This window comes from Candidatus Marivariicella framensis, assembly GCF_982709265.1.
This window is the reverse complement of sequence record NZ_CEXPNT010000024.1, coordinates 1-23,099: the sequence shown is the minus strand read 5'-3', so window position 1 is coordinate 23,099 and position 23,099 is coordinate 1. Positions and strand designations below refer to the sequence as shown.

At 30.7% G+C, this 23,099-nt stretch carries 19 protein-coding genes and 1 tRNA gene; 7 read left to right on the top strand and 13 right to left on the bottom strand.

Features of this window, described 5'->3' with window-relative positions:
• The 4 genes from AC34EU_RS07630 to AC34EU_RS07615 all read left to right on the top strand — a co-directional run.
• Positions 1–629, top strand: a 629-nt coding sequence (locus AC34EU_RS07630) for a SusD/RagB family nutrient-binding outer membrane lipoprotein (RefSeq protein WP_489696155.1), incomplete at its 5' end; no start/stop codon positions are given.
• A gap of 190 nt (positions 630–819) precedes the next feature.
• Positions 820–4,122, top strand: coding sequence for a VCBS repeat-containing protein (locus tag AC34EU_RS07625; protein ID WP_489696154.1), 3,303 nt, complete (start codon positions 820–822; stop codon positions 4,120–4,122).
• Positions 4,123–4,130: 8 nt separating this feature from the next.
• Positions 4,131–6,248, top strand: coding sequence for a thioredoxin domain-containing protein (locus AC34EU_RS07620; RefSeq protein WP_487534392.1), 2,118 nt, complete (start codon positions 4,131–4,133; stop codon positions 6,246–6,248).
• A gap of 473 nt (positions 6,249–6,721) precedes the next feature.
• Positions 6,722–7,261: an ester cyclase gene (locus tag AC34EU_RS07615; RefSeq protein WP_487534391.1), complete on the top strand. Its 540-nt coding sequence runs from the start codon at positions 6,722–6,724 to the stop codon at positions 7,259–7,261.
• 12 nt (positions 7,262–7,273) lie between these two features.
• Here the strand turns inward: AC34EU_RS07615 and AC34EU_RS07610 are convergent, their stop codons facing one another.
• On the bottom strand, positions 7,274–7,981 hold the full coding sequence (locus tag AC34EU_RS07610) for a hypothetical protein (protein WP_487534390.1): 708 nt from the start codon (positions 7,979–7,981) through the stop codon (positions 7,274–7,276).
• A gap of 142 nt (positions 7,982–8,123) precedes the next feature.
• Here AC34EU_RS07610 and AC34EU_RS07605 point away from each other — a divergent pair, with 142 nt between their 5' ends.
• On the top strand, positions 8,124–8,324 hold the full coding sequence (locus AC34EU_RS07605; RefSeq protein ID WP_487534389.1) for a hypothetical protein: 201 nt from the start codon (positions 8,124–8,126) through the stop codon (positions 8,322–8,324).
• 12 nt (positions 8,325–8,336) lie between these two features.
• Here the strand turns inward: AC34EU_RS07605 and AC34EU_RS07600 are convergent, their stop codons facing one another.
• From AC34EU_RS07600 to AC34EU_RS07555, 10 genes are all read right to left on the bottom strand, one after another.
• The gene (locus AC34EU_RS07600) at positions 8,337–10,073 is read right to left on the bottom strand and encodes an ABC transporter ATP-binding protein (RefSeq protein WP_487534388.1); all 1,737 of its coding nucleotides are present in this window, start codon (positions 10,071–10,073) and stop codon (positions 8,337–8,339) included.
• A 109-nt stretch (positions 10,074–10,182) separates the two neighbouring features.
• Positions 10,183–11,400 (bottom strand): BaiN/RdsA family NAD(P)/FAD-dependent oxidoreductase, encoded by a 1,218-nt coding sequence (locus AC34EU_RS07595; RefSeq protein ID WP_487534387.1) that lies wholly within the window; start codon positions 11,398–11,400, stop codon positions 10,183–10,185.
• A gap of 15 nt (positions 11,401–11,415) precedes the next feature.
• The gene (locus AC34EU_RS07590) at positions 11,416–11,958 is read right to left on the bottom strand and encodes a hypothetical protein (RefSeq protein ID WP_487534386.1); all 543 of its coding nucleotides are present in this window, start codon (positions 11,956–11,958) and stop codon (positions 11,416–11,418) included.
• Positions 11,959–12,026: 68 nt separating this feature from the next.
• Positions 12,027–13,034 (bottom strand): inositol 2-dehydrogenase, encoded by a 1,008-nt coding sequence (gene iolG, locus AC34EU_RS07585; RefSeq protein ID WP_487534385.1) that lies wholly within the window; start codon positions 13,032–13,034, stop codon positions 12,027–12,029.
• Between the two features lie 12 nt (positions 13,035–13,046).
• A complete protein-coding gene (gene iolE, locus AC34EU_RS07580) occupies positions 13,047–13,931 on the bottom strand; it encodes a myo-inosose-2 dehydratase (RefSeq protein WP_487534384.1) in 885 nt (294 codons plus the stop codon).
• An 11-nt stretch (positions 13,932–13,942) separates the two neighbouring features.
• On the bottom strand, positions 13,943–15,520 hold the full coding sequence (locus tag AC34EU_RS07575) for a solute:sodium symporter family transporter (protein ID WP_487534383.1): 1,578 nt from the start codon (positions 15,518–15,520) through the stop codon (positions 13,943–13,945).
• A gap of 32 nt (positions 15,521–15,552) precedes the next feature.
• On the bottom strand, positions 15,553–17,427 hold the full coding sequence (gene iolD, locus AC34EU_RS07570; protein WP_487534382.1) for a 3D-(3,5/4)-trihydroxycyclohexane-1,2-dione acylhydrolase (decyclizing): 1,875 nt from the start codon (positions 17,425–17,427) through the stop codon (positions 15,553–15,555).
• 34 nt (positions 17,428–17,461) lie between these two features.
• Complete coding sequence (gene iolC, locus AC34EU_RS07565) at positions 17,462–18,475, bottom strand: 5-dehydro-2-deoxygluconokinase (RefSeq protein ID WP_487534381.1); 1,014 nt, start codon at positions 18,473–18,475, stop codon at positions 17,462–17,464.
• A 12-nt stretch (positions 18,476–18,487) separates the two neighbouring features.
• A complete protein-coding gene (gene iolB, locus AC34EU_RS07560) occupies positions 18,488–19,366 on the bottom strand; it encodes a 5-deoxy-glucuronate isomerase (protein WP_487534380.1) in 879 nt (292 codons plus the stop codon).
• 13 nt (positions 19,367–19,379) lie between these two features.
• Positions 19,380–20,318, bottom strand: a complete 939-nt coding sequence (locus AC34EU_RS07555; RefSeq protein ID WP_489666860.1) for a class II fructose-bisphosphate aldolase — start codon at positions 20,316–20,318, stop codon at positions 19,380–19,382.
• A 381-nt stretch (positions 20,319–20,699) separates the two neighbouring features.
• On the opposite strand from AC34EU_RS07555, the gene AC34EU_RS07550 reads away from it, so the two are divergent.
• The gene (locus AC34EU_RS07550; RefSeq protein ID WP_487534378.1) at positions 20,700–21,359 is read left to right on the top strand and encodes an NAD(P)H-binding protein; all 660 of its coding nucleotides are present in this window, start codon (positions 20,700–20,702) and stop codon (positions 21,357–21,359) included.
• A 418-nt stretch (positions 21,360–21,777) separates the two neighbouring features.
• On the opposite strand, the gene AC34EU_RS07545 is transcribed toward AC34EU_RS07550, so the two are convergent.
• Together AC34EU_RS07545 and AC34EU_RS07540 are read right to left on the bottom strand one after the other, a co-directional pair.
• Entirely contained in the window at positions 21,778–21,948 is a 171-nt protein-coding gene (locus AC34EU_RS07545) for a hypothetical protein (RefSeq protein WP_487532499.1), read from the bottom strand.
• A 104-nt stretch (positions 21,949–22,052) separates the two neighbouring features.
• On the bottom strand, positions 22,053–22,409 hold the full coding sequence (locus AC34EU_RS07540) for a DUF2237 family protein (protein WP_487534376.1): 357 nt from the start codon (positions 22,407–22,409) through the stop codon (positions 22,053–22,055).
• A 551-nt stretch (positions 22,410–22,960) separates the two neighbouring features.
• On the opposite strand from AC34EU_RS07540, the gene AC34EU_RS07535 reads away from it, so the two are divergent.
• A tRNA-Asn gene (locus tag AC34EU_RS07535) sits at positions 22,961–23,034 on the top strand.
• The last annotated feature ends 65 nt before the right edge of the window (positions 23,035–23,099 follow it).

Sequence of the window (23,099 nt, the reverse complement as noted above, 5' to 3'; positions counted from 1 at the left end):
AAAGTGATCCACGATTAAATATCATTGCTGATCCAAGTAATACATATGGAGGAAACCCTTATGGTTTTACTGATGATGACTTAGATAATCAAGGTATTGATGTTGGAAATCTTCCATATACTAACGTAAATCCTGCAATTTCAAAACTTGATCAGCCTAGAATGCTTCTGACATATGCTCAAACTGCTTTTGTATTAGCAGAACATTATGGGTCAAATGGAGACCATGCAACTGCGGAAACTCATTATAATAGTGGTGTTACATCCGCAATGAATCAATGGGCTTTATGGGATTCAAGCTTCGCTTTAAGCAGTGCTGGTATTAATGCATATTTAGCCGCCAATCCGTATGATTCAGCAAATTATGACGAGCTTATTGGTGATCAATTTTGGGTAGCGTCTTTCTTTGACTTTTATGAGGCTTTCGCTAACTTTAGAAGAACTGGTTTCCCCGCTCTTAAGCCTTTTGGTGGTAATCCAGCTCATCCAGAAAATTTAACTAACGGAACTATCCCTAGAAGGATGATTTATAATCCAAATGAAGCTAATATTAATAAGGAGAATTTCGAAGCAATGATTTCATCTCAGGGTCCAAATAATCGAACAACAAGAGTTTGGTGGGATAACTAATTAGTTTTTTAAATAATTTATAAAGGTTTGAAAAAAGGGGGATTAATTTCCTCCTTTTTTTATATAATAAATTCAAATACAGATTTTTGTGTGTAAAATTGACTGAATTGATATTTTAAATAAGATAAACATATCATATATTTACAATAGGTTAGGACTCCATTGAAAAACTATTAAAATTAATTTATATATGCACAAAAAGTTCTTTATCTACTGCTTTTTTGTAATATCCACTTTAAAGGCTCAAAACAAAAAGTTTATATCCTTACCTCCAAGTCAGACGGGTTTAGATTTTGTTAATACTGTCCAGGATAGTAAGTCACAAAACATTTTATTATATGCTAATTTTTATGGTGGAGGAGGAGTAGGATTGGCTGATTTTGATAACGACGGTCTAACAGATATTTACTTTACGGGCAATCTTGTTGGGGATGAAATATACAAGAATAAAGGAGGTTTAAAATTTGAAAATAAAACAATTTCTGCAGGAATTACAAATGATGGAAATTGGTCTTCAGGAGTTTCGATTGCAGATGTTAATGGAGATGGACTTTTAGATATCTACGTTAGTAAAGAACTATACGATTTTCAACCTGAACGAAGGGCTAATAAACTCTACATAAATAAAGGAAACTTCACTTTTGAAGAAGAAGCTGAAAAATGGGGTGTTGACGATAATCAACGTTCAAGACAAGCTGTTTTTTTTGATTATAATAGAGATGGATTTGTAGATTTATTTGTTTTAAATCATCCTCCTAATAGAGGAAGTTACTCTCCTTTTATGGGACAGGACATTATGAAACCAGAATACACCTCTCAACTCTACAAAAACATAAATAATAAATACTTTGAGCTTGCTACTAAAGAAGCTGGATTAGTCAAAACAGGTTTCCCCAGTAGCGCTAGTGTAGCAGATTATAATAAAGACGGTTGGTTGGATCTTTATGTTTCAAATGATTTTGATGCACCTGATTTCTTATACATGAATAATGGAGATGGTACTTTTAGGTATCAGACAGAGCAATCTATGAAACACACATCTTTTTATAGTATGGGAGTTGACTCAGCCGATATAGATAATGATGGAAACATAGATTTAATGACTCTTGACATGGTTGCCGAAGATAATTTCCGCTTAAAATCAAACATGAGTGGCATGGACGTTCAAGAGTTTTGGAATGTTGTAAATGATGGTGGGCACTACCAATATATGTTTAATGCCCTTCATTTAAATAATGGCAATGAAAGCTTTAGCGAGATTGCCAACTATTCTAATTTAGCAGCTACAGACTGGAGTTGGTCTAATTTGATAGCTGATTTTGATAACGATGGCTTTCGTGACATCCACATTACCAATGGTCTTTTAAGAGATATAAGAAACACAGATGGGGATAAATCTGTAGATCAATTCACAAAAAAAATTATTTCTGAATATATTAAAGATAATCCTAATTTAGGATTAGTTAATGTTTGGGATATTCTTCCTCTTCAAGAAGTACTCGATTTTTTACCAAGTATAAAGCTTTCAAATTATATGTACCAAAATTCTGGAAATTATTCTTTTAAAAACACAACAGCTACTTGGGGATTAAATCAACCTTCATTTTCCAATGGTTCTGCATATGCTGATCTAGATAATGATGGTGATTTAGAAATAGTTGTAAATAATGTTAATGATTCCCCTTTTCTTTACAAAAACAATACGGTCGAGTTTGAGAATACAAATTATATTAGACTTAAAGTTATTTATGAAAATTTTAAAAGTGAAATAGGTACAAAATGTAAAATATATACACCTAAAAACACTCAATATGCAGAAGTTACAAGTATCAGAGGAATGTATTCAGTAAGTGAAAATCAACTTCATTTTGGCCTTGGAGCTAATAAACTAGTTGATAGTATCGAAATAATTTGGCCAAATGAAAAAAGACAAGTACTATATACACCAGAGGCCAATAAACTTCATCAGGTATATTATAAACCTAATCAGACTTCTATTGAAAAACCAAAACCAAAAACAATTTTAACAGATATAACTCTTTCTAATCTTGCTCCTAAATATATTCACAAAGAACAATTTTTTGACGACTATAAGCATCAAATCTTATTACCTCACAAATTCTCTCAACAAGGACCTGCTCTAGCAAAAGCTGACGTTAATGGCGATGGATTAGAAGATTTTTATATTGGCGGTGCTCGAGGTAAACCTGGAAATCTTTATTTACAAAGTTTCTCAGGAGGATTTATCAAAACTAAAAATACACCCTGGGAAAGACATAAATTCACTGAAGATATTGATGCTCTTTTTTTAGATGTAGACAATGATAATGATATGGATTTATATGTTGTAAGTGGGGGGAATGAATTTGAATCTAATAATCCTGCTTATTTAGATCGTTTGTATCTAAATGATGGTTTAGGTGATTTTATTTTTTCTAAAAAAAGCTTACCTAGTTTGTTTCTAAGTGGATCAGTTGTAACAGCCTCAGATTATGATCAAGATGGTGATTTAGACCTTTTTATTGGATCTAAATTAAAACCTTGGAATTATCCTGAACCAACTTCAAGTTATATTTTAAAAAACAATAAAGGTGTTTTTAAAATTGACAGTGTTAACAGTAAAAACTTCAAAGATTGGGGAATGGTAAGTGATGCCGTTTGGACAGATATTGATAACGATAACGATAAAGACCTAGTTGTTGTAGGTGAATGGTCTTCAATTCGCGTTTATGAAAATATGGCTGGAATTCTTTACCCAAAACCTAGCCCTAATCTTGATCAATTGAAAGGATGGTGGTTTACAATTAAAGAGGCAGATATAGATAATGATGGAGATATGGATTTATTAGTTGGCAATTTAGGCGAAAACTATAAGTACAAAGCAAAGCCTGAAAGTCCTTTTGAAGTTTATTACAATGATTTTGATCAAAACGGAAAAAATGATATCGTTCTTACTTATTACAACTACGGTATTCAATATCCATTAAGGGGTTTCTCTTGCTCTGCCCAACAGGTGCCTGAAATTAAAGATAAATTCATGAAATATGATGTTTTTGCAAGTCTGGATGTAAATAACGTTTATGGAGACCTTTTGAATAATTCGTTAAACTATCAAGCTACTTATTTTTCAAGTGCCATACTTACCAATCTTGGTTCTGGGGACTTTATGATAAATAAACTCCCTGTAAGAGCACAATTTTCATCAGTCAATGACTTTTTGGTTGGTGATTATAATAAAGATGATATTAATGATATTTTATTGATAGGAAATATGCATCATTCTGAAATTGAAACTCCTCGAAACGATGCTGGAATTGGTGCTCTATTTTTAGGTTCAGAATCAGGAGAATACACTTTTTCTCCAGTTAACCAAAGTGGGTTTTTTACTCCTGGAGATGCGAAAAAAATGATTGAAGTAAAAACTAATGATGGAACAATTATCCTAGTTGCCAATAACAATGATGTCTTACAGAGTTTTATAAAAACAAAATAATAGGGTTAATGTTTAGATTCAAATTTCTTTTTCATTTTTTATTTTTTCTTCCAATCTTTTTATTGGCACAAAATAAATTAATCAATGAAGAAAGCTTGTATCTAAAACAGCATGCTACTAATCCAATTAATTGGAACCCTTGGAGCAATGAGTTGTTAAGTCAGGCAAAAAATGAAGAAAAGCTAATTGTTATAAGCGTAGGCTATTCATCATGCCACTGGTGTCATGTTATGGAAGAGGAAACATTTCAAGATAACGAAGTTGCACTCCTTATGAATACAAGTTTTATAAGCATAAAAGTTGATCGTGAGGAACGACCTGATATCGATGCTCACTACATGAAAGCTCTAAAAACAATTACAGGAAATGCAGGGTGGCCAATGAACATTGTTGCTTTGCCTGATGGAAGACCAATATGGGCTGGAACTTATGTTGATAAAGCTCAGTGGATTTCAACACTTCAGCAGCTCAATACATTTTATAAAAAACGTCAATTAGATTTAATTGAACATGCTGACAAAATTGAATTAGGTATCGTTCAGAGCATGCTTAAACCTTTAAATACAATGGATAATATTTTTTCCAAAGACAGTCTTAAGGGTATTATATCAAAAATCAATCAAAAAATGGACCTACAATATGGGGGTTTTGGTAGTGATGAAAAATTTATGTCACCAATTATCCTTGAGTTTTTACTTAGATATGCAGTTCAAGTAGATTCACCTGAGCTCAAGAATTTTCTCAAAAAATCTTTGTATAATATTACTCTTGGGGGAGTTAATGATCAAATTGGAGGAGGCTTTCATCGATATTCTGTTGATAGAAAGTGGAAAATACCACACTTTGAGAAAATGCTCTACGATAATGTTCAAATGTTAAGTTTATATGCTCAATTTTATCAAGTTTTTAAAGATGAGCAATATAAAGAAGAGGCTTATAAGATTATGAGATTTCTCAATCGAGAAATGAAAGATCCTTCCCATTTGTTCTACTCTTCTATCGCAGCAGATAACTTAGATATAAATGGAGTTAATAAAGAGGGGGAGTTCTACACTTGGTCACTTAAAGAAATTAAAAGCGAATTAAATGAAGATTTTGAATGGTTTTCAGATTATTACAGTTTGTCAAACGATGAAATATGGGAAGGGAATAGATATATACTTTATAGACAGACTAGTGATTCTGTTTTTGCTAAAAAGTATAACTGGTCAAATCAGTATTTAAAAGAAACACGTTTAAAAGTCAACGACAAATTATATCTTTTTAGACAAAATAAACCCTCCCCTGTAGTAGATAAAAAGTTCATATTTTCATGGAATGCATTAGCTGTAAGAGGATTTATAGATGCGTATAAATCATTTGATGACGAATTTTTTTTAGAACAAGCCGGTAAAACATTAAATGCACTTCTTTCTGATAACTTTTACAAAAAGAAAAGGATCTTGCATATAAAAAACACTTCAGAGACACTCTTACTGCTTGAAGATTATGCTGTTTTAATTGATGCTTTAATTAGTTTTTATGAGGTTACAGCTGATGAACGCAAACTTACTTTAGCTAAAGAATTAACAGATTTTGTACTTGACACCTTTAATTCTGAGAATGGAGTATATTTTAAATTTGCAGAAGATAAAAAAACTTCAATAGCAGGTTCAATGATTCAATATGAGGATAATTTCTTGCCCTCGGCGAACAGTATGATGGCTGAAAACTTATTTAAATTAAATCATTTTTTTGGATTTGATAAATATAAAGAAAGAGCAAAAAAAATGACTTCAATGGTTCAATCGAGAGTTTTAGAGTATCCATTAAAATATACCAATTGGATGCAATCAATCTATAATTTTACATATCCTTTTTATGAAATAGCCATTACGGGTCCCTTGGCAATTGAAAAATTAAATTTATTACTGCCTTTTTATTTACCGGATTCAGTAATTTCTTGTTCTGATAAAAAATCAGATTTGTATCTATTAAAAGATCGTTATGACGCAGAAAGTACATACTACTTCGTGTGTGTAGATAATTTTTGTAAGATTCCTGTTCAAACTGTTGATGAATTATTTTCATTGCTAGAGGTAAGACCTGAAAATATGCTTTACGAATCAAATCCTTTATTTAGATAAAATCATTGCTTGAAATATCCTACTTAAAAATTTCAATCATTTCTAGTGTTTTGTAAAAATAATTTTTTGAAACCCTATTTTGGTAGATAAAAACCTTCTACTCGTCTAATTATTTACTGAGACAAAACAACAACAAATTATATTTAAGTATTAATTAATAAATCATGGCAAGCAATCCTTTTAGTTGACTACTAATTGGATTAACTAAATCTCTACTTTTATTTATGTTTAAGTTAATTGGTTTGTTTAGTTAAAGTTTGTTAAAAAATGGGGAATTAATTTTCCCCATTTTTATTTTAACCAAGAAACCAAAAGTTTTTTTTTATTTCTTCAACCTCCTCCTAAATATTATATAAAACTAATTTAGTTCTTACAATGAATAAAAAAGAAGTTTAGAAAACTTATTATAATAACTATGCCAGATATTATATTTAAATTGATTTATATATATTTGAGTATCTGAAAATAAATAAATGAAAAAATTATTAATACTATTATTATCAACTATACTTACTGGTTGTTCTTTTGGGAAAGAAAATGAAAAAAAGATTATTGATGCAAATACTAAGTTAGAGCGAGATTTAGAAATGTATCAAAATGTTTGGAATACATTTTTAAATGGAGACACTAGTGTTATAAATGAAGATAATTTTACTAAAGATGTAATAATAGTTACTGCAGAAGGTAACTTAGTTGGGATTGAATCAACCTTGGAATATTATAAAAACTATTTAACTGCATTTTCAGACATTGAGTGGAGTATAATCGATGCATTTGGTCAAGGAGATAAAATTGTGAAGCAGTGGAATTTTAAAGGAAAACATACAGGAGCTTTTTTTGACATTGCTGCTACTGGAAACTATTTAGATTTGTCAGGAACAACTATAGTGACTATGAGAAATGGTAAAATAGCTAAGGAACATGATTTTTTTGATATGAAATCATTACTTGATCAACTTTCTAAATCCGATGGAGAGGTAGTTACCATTGACGAGTATCAACCTGTAAACTAGTAAAGTGTTTAATTACAAAGAGCTTTTAATCTTCAACAACTCAGCCTCTAGCTCTTCAAGAACAAATACATAGAGCATAAGAAGCGATACTCTGGTTTTGAAATATTTCATTTGAACTAATAAATTAGACTTTAATTGCATGTCATCATTAATTGAATAATGCAATAGTTCTGAGTAATTTTCAAGTGTAATTTTTTTATTAACTCCAGCAATAAATAAATCCGAGTGATTCAGGGTCAATAAATTAATTAATTGCTCTTTTAAAGACTTTTCATACTCAACAGTAGTCTTTATGTTAGATAAATTAAAAGTGTGAAGCCTTGTTAAAATTTCTTTTAATTTTTCAGATTTTACATATTTAATATCACCAGAATTAATCATTGAATTATATCTATTCATTGGGGGCTCAAAGTCTCTATAATAGATCAGGTTAAACTCAACTCTACTTTTACTGGTTGTTATTTCTTTTATTGATTTATAATTAAATTTTTCTTTTAAAAATTGATTATAAATATTAATATCTTCATTCCAAGTTTTTAACCTTACCTCAGAGTATTTTTTTATTTCTTCAACCTCCTCCTGAATATTATTTAAAACTTTAATTCTCTCCTGATTATTTTTAGTTTGAATTGATAATTGGTTAAACCAGAATGAAACTGTAATTCCAAGAACAATTACAATGAAATCAAATAGATATCTTAATAAATATTTTTTCTGCATTTATTATTATTTGGTTATTTATAAATATATTAAATTAATAATGATAATTAAATTAAACTCCAGACTCATATGTTAATCAGGAGGTTCAAGTGAAATTTTCTTATATTTAATGAAGCCATAAATAAATTAACTCCTTTTTAAAATGAATGAAGAAAACATCAAAAAAATAAAAGAATATAGCAAACAAACAGAGCTTTACAAGAGTAGAAGGTTGTTTGATGATGAAGATGTATTAATTGAAAAAAAATGTGTTGTTTGCAAGAAATTTAAAAAAACTAATGAGTTTCGAAAAGACAAAAAGGAATTAGATGGTTTTTATAATAAATGTAAAGCTTGCAATTAGCATGATTCAGGTCTATAATCGTGTCTGGTATTTGTGCAGCTCATAATATCTTCCTTTGGCACTCAGTAATTCATTGTGCCTCCCTCTTTCTACAATTATCCCATCTTCAATAATTAAAATTTGATCAGCTTTTTGAATGGTACTCAAGCGGTGTGCAATCACAAATGTGGTTCTGTTTTGCATTAAAACAGTTAAACTTTTTTGAATATAAGACTCACTTTCAGTATCTAAATTTGAAGTTGCTTCGTCTAAAATAACAATCTTTGGATTTGCCAAAAGAGCTCGCGCAATTGAAATTCTTTGTTTTTGACCACCAGAAAGCTTCACTCCTCTTTCTCCAATAACCGTTTCTAAGCCCTCCTCAAAACGATCCGTAAATTCATTTACATAAGCCCCGTTAACAGCTGCAATAAGCTCTTTTTTAGTGGCAGAGGGTCTTGGAAAAAGAATGTTTTCTCGAATAGTTCCTTCATATAAAAAATCATCTTGGAGCACCACTCCTAATTGGCTTCGAAAACTTTGCAAATTAACTTTAGACAAGTCGACTCCATCAATTAATACTTTTCCGGAGGTTGGTTTAAGGAAAGCAGTAACCAAACTAGCTATTGTTGTTTTTCCTGATCCCGAGGATCCAACTAAAGCAATAACAGAACCTTGCTGGGCAATAAATGAAATATTATGGAGCACTTCAGTCTTGTTGTCATAGCTAAAAGAAATATCTTTAAATATCACTTCTCCTTTTAAATTATCAAGCTTTAGAACTCGTTCTTTGGGATTGTTTTCCTCTTGTAAGCCCATTAATTCCTGTGTTCGATCTAATCCTGCAAAAGCTTCAGTTAGCTGACTTCCAATATTGCTCATTTGAACAATTGGAGCAATCATAAAACCAAGAAAAAGTGTAAAAGAAACAAACTGTCCATAGGTTAAAGTGTCATTCATAATAAAATAACCACCAATACCCATTATTCCTGCAGAAGCCAATCCTATTAATAATGTTGCTGCGCTAGTCATAAAAGCTGTAGCTGTTAAACTCTTCTTAACATTTTGAAATAACTTATCTACTCCTCTTTCAAAAACCAATAATTCTTGCTGCTCAGCATTAAATCCTTTAATCACTCGAATACCGTTTAAAGTCTCAGTTAGTCTTCCCGTGACTTCAGCATTAATTTTTCCACGTGCTCTAAAAATAGGCCGAATGTAGCCAAATGCTTTTAGCGCAATAAAAGCAAAAATAATAACAGGAACCAAAACAAATACAGTCATTAATGCATTGATCTTAATTAAGACAATTAGTGAAATTACAGCAGTAAGACTTCCCCCTATTAGTTGAACTAACCCTGTGCCAACTAGGTTGCGAACTCCTTCAACATCAGTCATTATTCGTGAAACAAGAGCTCCAGATTTATTGTTATCAAAAAATGAAATAGGAAGTGTCAATAACTTCTGCTGCACCTTAGCTCTTAGCAAAGAAATTAAATGCTGTGCCTCGACACTTAATAAGCGTGTTAAGGAGAAAGCACTTATTGACTGAAAAACTAGTGCAGAGCATACCACAATCAACAAAAGAGTTAAAGCATTTGTGTCTTTAGAGGGAATAACCTCATCAATTAAATTTTTACTGGAATAAGGGAGGACCAAACCCGACAAACTTCTTATAATTATTAGAAAAAGTCCTAAGAATACAATTTTTCTTCTTGGCCAAATAAATTCTTTGAACGCCCAACGAAATGAAACTTTATTTTTATTCATATACTTCAAAAATAGACTAAAGATTATATAAGTTAATAGTATGAAATACTTTTATGCTCTTTAATTAAATTTAAAAACTGAAGAAATTAAATATAACGTGTATTTTGAATTAACCAAGTTTTCCTGCAACATACCCCCCGCTCCAAGCAGCTTGAAAATTATATCCTCCTGTTATTGCATCAATATTTAAAATTTCACCTGCAAAATATATATTAGAAGATACTTTACTTTTCATGTTTTGCATATCAATTTCGTCAAGATTTATTCCTCCGCATGTTACAAACTCTTCTTTAAAAGTTGTTTTTCCAGAAACTTCATAATTGTCTTGAGTTAAAGTTTCAATAAGTTTTCTAATACTTTTTTTACCAATTTCATTCCATTTTTGATCATGAGAAACTTCTGCTTTTTCCAGCAAAAAGGACCACAAACGATTGGGCAAAGAAAATATATTATTTCTAGAAATTAATTTTGATGGATGAGAATTTGCAAAATCATTAAGCTTTTGAAATAATAGTTCTGTATTTGTCTCGTCTATCCAGTTTATGAAAATCTCAAATTGATAATTCTTTTCACTTAGAAGTCGAGCGCCAAGAGAAGAGGCCTTTAAAATTACTGGACCACTCATGCCCCAGTGTGTAATCAAAAGGGAGCCTTGAGTTTTAATTTTACTTCCTTCAATTTTAATACTGGTATTTTCAACGGCTATTCCCATTAATTTAGTTATCAATTCATTTGGCATGTTGAAAGTAAATAACGAGGGGACAGGGAAAATAATATTGTGTCCCAAGTTAGAAATCCAATCAAAACCTTTTGATTTTGGACTTCCTCCTGTTGTTATGATCACAGAGTCAAAAATAATTGGTTTTGAATTTGAAAAATGAAGTTTCCATTTATCAGATGTGTTTTCTAAAGAGTTAACTCCATGATTAACTTGAATCTCAATTCCCAAACGCTCGCATTCTGAAATTAGACATTTGATAACACTTTCGGACTGATCAGAAACTGGAAACATACGTCCATCATATTCAGTTTTTAATGGGACTCCTCTATTTTCAAACCAATTTTGAGTATCTATATTACTAAATTGATAAAAGATAGATTTTAGCTTTTTTCCTCCTCTCGGATAAGCATCACATAAAGAATTAATATCTTCAGAATAATGAGTGATGTTACATCTTCCACCTCCGGAAATTTTAACCTTACTAAGTAGCTTGGATGTTTTTTCAAAAAGAAATACTTTATGATTAGGATGATGTTCCTTTACTGATAATGCTGAAAAAAAACCAGCAGCACCTCCTCCTACAATAGCTATCTGTTTAGGGATCATGATAAGTTTAGATTGTTAATTGGATTTAGTCCATTGATAATATTCCCAATCCCCTTCCTCTTCATACTTTTTAATAATATTATCAAAACTCAATTTATTATTATGCTTTGTGATTTTAGATGAACTAATTTGAGGTAGAAAATTATTGATAACGTTTCTGATAATTTTAATTGTTTCCTCTTTTAAAAAAGCAATGCTTTTATTGGATATGTCCTCTTTAAAGAAGATATTAATTTTATCTTTTATTACTTTTTCTTTGCCTAAATAAAATGATTTATGGTGACTTCCAATTTTAATTATACAATTATATGTAGACCATCTTTTATCAAAACCTATTGATATAATTGGAATATAATTATTCTTTAATCTCTTTAGTTTTGGTTTAAGTTTTAATCTTTTTTGACTAATTATTTCAATCTCTGATTTAATTTTATTGAGTTTAGTTTCTGCTTCTCTTTTCTTCTTAGAAAGCTGATCCTTTTTTAGACTCAGAAGATTCCAGTCATTTAATGATTTTAACTGATCTTGACTTAAATCAAAATGATTACTTTTTTTCATATTAAATATAAAGATATGAAAATTTTATACTCTATATGTAAATTTAAAATTTTTACTTTTATATAGTGTTATGTAATTTCATCAACTTTTACAGGTCGATTTTCTTTAAGAGACTTATTTGCTGCCAATCCAATTTGTAAAGATTTTAATCCATCAATTCCTGAAACAGAGACTTCCTTATTGTTTGTTACTGAATCTATAAAATCTATAATCTCTTTTTTATATGCATCTGCATACCTCTCCATGAAAAAACTTATAGGCAATGATGATTTAACTCCATTTTGAGTAAAAAGATTATTATTATCGATCATTACATTATTTGCCTGAATCATTCCTTTTGATCCAAAAACCTCCAAGCGTTGATCGTATCCATAAGCTGCTTTTCTACTGTTATCAATTATAGCTAGGGTAGAGTCAATATATTTTAATACAATAACTGCAGTATCAATGTCACCAGCTTTAGATATAGAAATATCTGTAAAAGCTTCTCCTTTTGCATACACCTCTTGAATTTCTTTATCAACTATAAAGCGCGCCATATCAAAATCATGAATAGTCATATCTAAAAAAAGTCCGCCGGAATTTTTTATATATTCTATTGGAGGAGGTGCTGGATCTCTACTTGTTATTTTAACAAGATAAGGTTCACCAACAAACCCACTTTTAACTGAAGATTTTACTTTGCAAAATTCATTGTCAAATCTTCTATTAAATCCAATCATTAACTTGATTTTTGATTTTTCAACAACTTTTAGAACATCATTGATTCTTTGAAGATTTAAATCTAGTGGTTTTTCACAAAAAATATGTTTACCAGATTTTGCTGCAATTTCAACATAATCTGCGTGAGTATTAGTTGGAGTACATATAACTATTGCTTCAAGCTCTTTTATCTCTAGTAAATCTTTATAATTTTGTAACCCTAATTCAACTCCTTTTCCTATTGCATATTTTATAGCTTCAAAACTGGGGTCCATAACAGCAATAACTTCTACATTATTCAGCTCTAATAAATTATTAAGATGAATTTTTCCTATTCTACCTAGACCAGCAATTCCAATTTTTAATTTTTTCATTTGGTGTCTTATTTAAAATTTTAATTCTTTAGTTAAAAATTCAAATCCTTTTTTTGCATATTCATAAGGGTTTGCTTTTGAAGGGTCTTGCTCTGCTTCAACAACTAACCACCCTTTGTAATTACTTTCATGAATAACTTTTGATAATTCTTTCATGTTTAAATTACCGTCTCCTGGCACGGTGAATATTCCCAACTTAACAGCCTTTAAAAAACTTAGGTTTTCTTCATCAAGCTTTTCAATAATATTATTTCTTACATCCTTAAAATGAATATGAGAAGTTCGAGAGATGTATTTTTTTATTGCATGAACAGGATCCTGTCCAGCTATATAAAAGTGACCACAATCATAATTTAAATTAACATACTTTTCATCTGTTTCGTTCAACAACCTATCTACTTCAACCATCGATTCTACCATGGTTCCTGCGTGATGATGATAAGAAAGCTTAATACCATATTCATTTAATGCAATTTTTCCTAATTCATTTAAACCATTAGTAAGTTTTTTCCATATATCGTCAGTGGCTGGTTTTCTTGTAGATAGTGATATGTTATAAATTCCATGAATAGAATTTCCAGTTTCAGCACCACCAACAATTTCAGCTTCAAAGAAACTTAAAAAATCAAGTTGATTGATAAAATTACTTTTTACTTCTTGAAAAGATTTTGTCGAAAACTCATAACTAAACCATTGGTTACATATACTTAAGCCTCTAACATCAAGCATGTGTTTTAAAAGCACTCTATCATTGACAGGATATTTAGTTCCAACTTCACATCCAGTATAACCAGCTAGTGCCATCTCACTAATACATTGTTCAAAAGTAATATCACTTCCCAGTTCAGGCATATCGTCATTTGTCCATCCAATTGGAGCAATCCCTAATTTTATCATATTAATTAATTTTAAAAACTACCTAACATTATATAAATTGATATAGTTATCACACAAAGCCCTATTGACATTGGTTTTGTATGCTTCCATTGAACCATGTCATTAATTTCTAATTCTGTAAACTTAAATTTTCCATTTGAAGGATAATACATAGAGACCAAAAACATTGTAGCTACATTTAATAAAAATTCTATACCCCAAACATGTACAAAGTGTAATTCTGATTTTACAATAAATGTCATTGTTATATAAAATATCAATCCAACAAATAATGAAACTTTAGCTCCCATTGCTGATATTTTTTTTATAAAAAATCCTGCAATCATTATTGAGGCAATAGGAATAAAAAATATACCGTTCAATTGTTGCAGAAGCTGATAAAGTCCATCAGGAGCGTTAGCCACATAAGGTGCCACTGCAATTGAAAAAATTGCTAGGACTGTAGAGGTGATTTTCCCGACTTTTACAAGGGTTTTTTCTTTAGACTCTTTTTTAAAAAACCCTTTATATATATCTATACTAAATATTGTAGCTGCACTATTTAAGACACTATTAAATGTACTTAAAACTGCACCCATAACTATTGCGGCAAAAACACCTACTAAACTCATGGGTAAGACTTTTTTAATTAGCTCTGGATAAATCATATCTTGATTAGCATATAGCGAATCTCCAAAATAATAATATCCAATCACACCAGGTAGAATTATAATCAATGGAACTATTATTTTAAGAACGCCTGTATAAAGAAGTCCCTTTTGAGCCTCAACAAGATTTTTAGCCCCTAAAGCTCTTTGAATGATGGTTTGATTCATGGCCCAGAAATATATTTGATTAATTATTAGACCAGTGAATAGCACTTCAAAGGGCATAACAGAATCTTTAGCTCCAATAACGTTAAATTTATCTGGACTATTTTCATAAACTTTAGATATACCATTTAAAACATTACCCTCTCCAATTGAAAATAGTGCCAAAACAGGAATTGCTAAACCTCCAATCAAAAGGCCATATCCATTTATGGTGTCTGATATAGCTACTGCTTTTAAACCTCCTAATATTGCATATATAGATCCAATAATTCCAATCAAAACTATTGTTAACCAGAGTCCTTGTCCTTTAGTAACTCCAAGAACTTCAGATACATTAAAAATACTCTCTAAATTAATAGCTCCTGTATACAAAACTATAGGTAATAGGGTCACTACAAAAGATATTATCAGAAAAAAAGCAACTAGAAGTCTTGTAGTATTATCAAATCTTTTTTCTAAAAACTCAGGGATAGTTGTTAGTCCCATTTTTAAATATCTTGGTACAAAATATACTGCTGCAGCTATAAGGGCTAGTGCAGAAGTAACTTCCCATGCTATTATTATAAAACCATTTTTATAGGAAGATCCATTCATTCCAATAAGGTGCTCTGTAGAAATATTTGTCAAAAGCATTGATCCTGCAATAACAACTCCAGTTAAACTCCTGCCTCCTAAAAAATATCCTTCTGTGGAATCAAGTTTTTCTTTTCTAAGCTTTAAAAAAGAATAAATAGCTACAAAAGCTAAGAATCCAATGAAAGTTATAACTGTTTGCATAATGGACTGTTTTGTTATTTATTTATAATTCATCAATAAGGTTTAATGTATTTTTTTTGAGCTTTTTTGTCTTCTTCATATTGTTTCCTGACCTTTTGAACTTCTTTTGATTTTGAAACTTCTGGAACAGGAACTTCCCACCATGAATATCCATAGCCTGCCATTTTTCTGTCTCGAACAGTTTCTAAATATATGACTGTTGTTCTATCGTTTTTCTTAGCTTTAGATAGCGATTCAACATATTCTTGAATTCCTTTTGGTTTATATACTATAGCGCCTAGACTTTCTGCATTTTTAGCTAAATCAACCGGTAAAAAGTCACCATCAAGCTGACCGGTTTTAGGATTTCTATATTTAAAATGAGTTCCAAAGCCTTCTCCCCCAACTGATTCAGAGAGGCCTCCTATGCTAGCATATCCTTCATTATTAATTAAAATAATGGTTATTTTGTAACCTTCTTGGATCGTTGTTATAATGTCTGATGGAAGCATTAAATAGCTTGCATCCCCACATATCACATAAACTTCTCTTGAGCTGTCTGCCATTTTAACACCCAATCCACCCGGTATTTCATAACCCATACATGAATTACCATATTCAAGATGAAACCCTTTGGAGTTTTTGGTGCGCCATAGCTTATGCAAATCTCCAGGGGCACTTCCTGCTGCACAAACCACTACATCTTTATCATCAATAAAATTATTTAATACTCCTATATACTCTGCTTGAACAGGTTTAGATTCGTCTAAGGTGGTGTATACTTTATCAACAATAGAATCCCACTCATCGTTATATTGTTTTACTTTTTTAACATAAATATCACCTGTATTAAATTCTTTCAAGGCTTCAGTAATTAATTGTAATGTTTTCTTAGCATCACCTTGAAGAGGAACGGCACTTTGTTTAAAAGCATCAAGTTCTGCAACATTTATATTTATAAAAGTCACGTTAGGATTTTGCCATGCTGATTTTGACGCCGAAGTAAAATCACCATACCTAGTTCCAATACCAATTACAACATCTGCAGCTTTTGAAATTTCACTGGCACCTTTAGTTCCAGTTGCTCCCATTGCTCCAAGGTTTAATGGATGTTTATAATGAAGTGAACCCTTTCCAGCAAAAGTTTCTGCTACAGGAATCCCTGATTGCTCAGCAAACTTTTTAAGCTCCAGTTCAGCCTCTGAATAAATAACCCCACCTCCTGCCACAATCATAGGCTGTTTTGCCTTTTTAATAATCTCAACAGCCTTATTTAATAAAAGAGTATCTGGAGATAATCGAGGAATATACCAAACTCTCTTTTCAAAAAACTCTACAGGAAAATTATAAGTTTCAGCTTGAACGTCATGAGGCATTGCCAAAGTAACTGCTCCCGTTTCTGATGGTGAAGTTAAAACCCTCATCGCTTCGAGAAGGGAAGAAATTAATTGCTCAGGTCTGTTAATTCTATCCCAGTACTTTGAAACTGGTTTAAAACAGTCATTTGTGGACATATCTTGCGTAAAACCATATTCCATTTGTTGTAATAATGGCGATGCTGAACGTTTAGAAAAATAATCTCCTGGAAGTAAAAGAACTGGTATTCTATTGATTGAGGCAGACGCAGCTGCTGTAATCATATTTGTTGCGCCAGGTCCTATAGAGGTTGTACATACAAAGGTTTGTAGTCTGTTTTTCATTTTAGCAAAAGCAGAGGCAGTGTGAACCATTGCCTGTTCATTTCTAGATTGGTAATAGATAAAATCTGGATTTTGTTTTAAGGCATCTCCAAGTCCTACAACATTACCATGACCAAAAATACCAAAACATCCAGCGAAGAATTTATTTTCATTGCCATCTCTATTTACATATTGATTTTTTAAAAACTCAATAGTTGCTTGTGCGACAGTTAATTTTTTTGTTTTCATGACTTATGCAATTTCATTTAGTCTTTATATTTACTTAAAACCCTCCTTTACTTTCAACAAAACTTAAAGATTCCTCCAAAGTAGGCATAAAGTTTGCACACCCTTTTTTGGTGACAACTTGAGCGCCAGAGGCATTACCCATTCGGCACGATTTATATAAATCCCACCCTTTTAATATTCCGTACAAAAACCCGCCAGCAAATGCATCACCTGCTCCTAAAACATTTAATATTTTAACTGGAAATCCAGGAACGTCTTGTCTTTCAGAATTAGATTTATAAATACTAACTCCTTTTTCACCTCTTTTTACTATTAGAGTTTCTATACCCAATGAGAGAAGTTGAGATATAGAATATTCTATATCACCATAAATTTCTGGAGATGAAATTTGTTGATTTTTAATTTTTAATTGAGATGAATCACATAAGGTAGCTGCCAAAATCTCTTCTTCAGTTCCTATTGCTATTTTAACATTTGAAATTATTGCTCTTATCATCAATCCAAAAGACCTGACATCTTGCCATTGATCAGCTCTAAAGTCTAAATCTAAAATAATGTCAACTTTGTTTTTTTTAGCAACTTCAATAGAAAAAAAAGTAGCACTTTTACTGGGTTCAATATTTAAAGCAGTTCCACTTACAAGTAACATTTTATAATCAGAGATATTAGCATTTATAACATCGTCTATATCTACCTTACTGTCGGCAGCATTTTCTCTATAAAAAACTAATGGAAAATTGTCTGGGGGTTGAATGCCTAAAACTACTGCACTACTCCTTGATCCTTTTTTTACAGGAATATTGCTTGTGTCTACATTTTCTTTTTTTAAAAAATTAATTATAAACTCACCTACTTTATCATTCCCAACAGCTGTCAATAGGCTAGTACTCAAGCCTAATCTGGAACATGCAACAGCAACATTTAAAGGAGATCCTCCTACAAATGCATCAAATCCTTTAATTTCATTGAAGGGGGCTCCTGTGTCCTGAGAATATAAATCAATACTAGATCTGCCAAGAGTAATTAGATCATATTTTTTTTCTTCCATTTTATTTAAAATTTAATTTTCATTATTCATTCTTGAAGTAACTAGTGGTAGTCTTTCATCTTTTGATTTCCACGAATCATATATCCATTCGTGATCAGGGTCTGTTGTGTTTTTTAAACATTGGTCTGTTCCTGCTAAAAAATTAAGATAGTAGCAATGAAATCCATGTTCAGCTACAACAGGATGAAATCCCTTTGGAATCATAACAACATCATTATGTTGAGCTCTAATTATCTCATCTATGGAATGGTCTTTTGTATAAACCTGCTGAATAGCATAAGCTTCAGGCTTTTGAAATTTATAAAAATATATTTCTTCTTGAATGGGTTCTATAACATTTCCCTTTTTGTCAAGAATTCTTTCGTCGTGTTTATGGGCAGGAAATGAGCTCCAATTTCCAGATGGAGTATAAACTTCTCTAACTACAATTGAACTACATCCGAATCCTGGAGGAATTAAATCGTTAAATTGTCTTGTCGCGTTATCTCCACCAAATATTACAGTTGGAGTTTCTTCAGGTTTTACAAGTTTTAAGGGGAAGTCAGAATCAGATTTACACCACCCATAAGCAATATCTAGTTTTTCTGATGTAGCAATAAGGTTAATCTTTGTTCTTCTTGGAATGTAAAGAGTGTGCGCTACTCCTTTAAAAACATTTTTTCTTCCATTTTTAGTTTCAAAGCTCCCTTTGTTACTTTTAAACTTATAATTACCACTTAACAGAACAATTACCATTTCATTTTCTTCAGTATCCCAATGAAACTGCTGATTAAAATCAAAATTTCTTGCCTCAAAATTAAGATACTTCCAGTTCACTGAATCTTTAGTTATGCTATGATATAGCCCAGATTTAGTTTTTGGTTTTATTAATAAGGGAGAATTTCTCTTCATTTTTTTTATAGTTTTAAATAAATTTATCAGCTTTACCACAAGCTCCTAGAAGCTCAAACTTACTAATCATAAATTTTTCAAATTCCTTCATATAGAATTTTCCAGGAACTATTGGATCAAAAAGTTCGGGAGAGTTTTTGAAAAATTCTCTATGTATTCTTGTCCATAATAACCTCAAATCTGTAGCTATATTTATTTTACAAACTCCATAAGATATTGACTTTACAATTTCTTTAGGAGAAACACCTGTAGCTCTATGACTTAGATTTCCTCCACTTTTATTAATTCTGTTTATTTCTTCAATATTAACAGCGGACCCACCATGAAGAACAATTGGAAATTCTGGAAGTATATTTTGTATTTCTTTTAGAATATCAAATTGTATACCGTCACCATCTTGAAATTTATATACTCCATGACTTGTTCCTACAGCAACAGCAAGCGTATCACAATTTGTTTCATTTACAAAAGACTCAACCATAGAGGGCTGAGTGTACCTGGCCAGTTTTTCATCTATTGATATATCATCTTCAATACCACTTAAAACTCCAAGTTCCGCTTCAACAAAGATGCTTTTTTTATGTGCTTTACGAACTACAGCCTTTGTTCTTTTAACATTAGTTTCAAAGTTGTCATGAGATGCATCAATCATTACAGAATCATAATTGTTTGATTCAATTGCATCAAATGCATGCTGTTCGTTACCATGATCTAGATGAACAAAATAAACGGCCTTAGGGTATAATTTAGATGCAGCTTCAATAATAGACAACAAAATGTTTGAATTAGCATATTCTCTTGCAACAGGAGTTATTTGAACTATAAATGGAGCATTTGCTTTTTGTCCTGACCTAAAAAGAGCATGTATTTGTTCCATAGTAAAAACATTTACAGCTGGAATTGCATATTTACCATAACAATTGTCGTACAAAACTTTTGGTGAAATAAGCATCTTGTTTTTATATTAACTAATTAATTTTTCAAAAATTAATGTCTTTATTTAAAGAATCAAAACATGAAATATCCTGAAATTAACTACTATAAATATATATAATATCATTTTAAAATTAATTGTATCCACAAGGGTTGTATTAATTAAAATTGTATTTATGGTATATTAACTATTACACTTTTAAAAAATGAAATTAAAATCCTTTCTTTATTTATGATCACAGCTATTATTTCCAGTGGATTAGTAGCCCAAGAGTTCAATATAAAATCTTCTAATATTAATCTTCATGTTGATATTGATAAACAAGTTTCTTTCAATTAGGCAGTATATTCTATATCATTACCAAAAATTATAACTTTAACTGATTAAAAATTTTATAAAATGAAACCAATAGAAGTTTCACTTTTCGGAGCAACTGGATTAATTGGAGAGTTGATTTTAGAGATCTTAGTTAATGATGTTTATTTTGATAAAATCAATGTTTTAACTAGAAACTCTTTTCCTTCAAATAATAAGAAAGTCCATTTACATATTATTGATTTTTCTGACACAAAAATGATTTCAAAAATCATTCAAAAAAGCAGTTTAGTTTTTGCTTCTATTGGGACAACTCAAAAAAAAGTAAAAGGAGACAAGGAAGCGTACAGGAAAATCGATTATGATATTATAGTTAACATTGCTAAAGCCTGTAAAAAAAATAATGTGAAAAACTTTTCATTTGTATCCTCATCAGGTGCAGATCTTAATAGTAATAGCTTCTATTTAAATCTTAAAGGGGAGATTGAAGACTCTGTCTTAGGTCTAAAACTACCTTCAACTTCTGTATTTCGTCCATCACTTTTGTTAGGTAAAAGAAGTGAAAATCGGTTTGTAGAAAAAATAGCTCAATTAATAATGCCTATCATATCATTCTTGATGCCGTCTATTTATAAACCAATAGAAGCAAAATACGTTGCTAAATCAATGGTGAATATTTCTAAAAAAACAATTCCTGGTTCAAAAATTTATCATTTTAACGAAATAATTAATTCATTGTATTAAATGACGATGCGGGTAACCCCCATTTTATTAAACAAAGTTCCAATAGTCCAATTTTTCTAGCTAGACCTTACATGTTTTGGGTTTTCTATGTTTTTGGAATAGAGTCTAATTTTGTTATCTAATATTTTATTAGGTAGGTTTCTTCTTTTTTTTAGTTTTAATATTATATTTGCTCCCTGTTAATTGATATACTGAACAAAGGAACTTTTACAATATTTGTAATTATTTTTGTGCTTTTTACAAATTTCGTATTTCAAATGTACTCGCAGTCAACTTTCTTCGGACTTCTTATCTTGATTTTTAGGAATTTTTGGATAATTCTCTTGCCTTTGTTTTCTACTAGAATAGAAAATATTCCACAAGGTAAGGTATATGTAAATTGAGAAAATGACACCTCCCACTATAAAAAAACTTATGCTCATGATGTTCTTCTTTGTCTAATTGCTATTGCAAACAATAAAATTGTTCCAGGCCAATGAGCTGAATATTGAGCTTCATCAGTCATGCCAGCAATACCAAATCCAATAGAATATAACATACATGCGAAAGCTAAAATTACTGGATACCATTTTGTTATAAATTGTTTCATGTTTTATATTTTTAATTATATACCTATGTGTTTTAAAATTAAATATCTTTTTGTTAAAATAACAAACTCATTCTAAAATACACACTCTTGGGATTAGATAGTTATTAAATACCATATTTTTTCAATAATTTTAATGAAGTGAATTGTAATGTTTTTTCATGAGTAGCCTCTAAAACAATAGGAGGTGCCTTACCCGCTTTTTCTGCTTCTAGCCATCGTAAAACACACAAGCACCACTTGTCTCCTGGTTTTAATCCAAAAAACTTCCATTGTGGTTGGGGCGTCATGAGATCATTTCCCATGGAAGCAGAATATTCAAGAAAATCCTGATTAACTATCGCGCAGACAGTATGGGTTCCTAGATCTAGATTGTTTGTTTTGCAAAAACCATCTCTAAAATAGCCTGTTAAAGGATTCAAACAACATTCATTTAGATTTTGACCAAGTATGTTCAGTTCCATGATTAAACAGTCAATTAAAAAAGTTATGATTAAAATCACAAGATATAAAAACTATTAATTACAACTGAAAAAGGACTATTCAGTATATTATCCTAAGCCTCTACGTGTCAAATATCTATTGATTGTGAGGAATGGTTTGAAAAGGAATTAATTAAAAAGGGTGAAGATATTGCAGACTATTATTTAAGAAACCATAATTTAAAACCACAAAAGAAATGTAGTGAATGGAATATTTAGACGAAAGAATAAATCTAAGAATGACTCCTTCAGACAAAGACAATATTTTAAAAAAAGCAACTGAAAAAAAGCTAAGTCTTTCAGAAGACTAGTACATATTCTTGTCTAGGTTAGACAGACAGACAAGTAGACAAACAAAATATTGTCCTCTTCTATTTTTTATTTTACATTTAATATTATATTTGCCAACTGTTATTTGATACTTCGGAATTAAGCTACTTTTAAGAAATACGTAAATTTATACGTAAATCAATGTAAATAACCAATACAAAGATTCTTGAAATGCTCTCGAAAGTTCTATAAACAGTGCATATTCCCCCTTAGCTCAGTTGGTTAGAGCATCTGACTGTTAATCAGAGGGTCCAAAGTTCGAGTCTTTGAGGGGGAGCTAGCCTAACCGCTACACTACATTAACTAAATCAAACCCTTCACAAAAGTGAGGGGTTTTTTCTT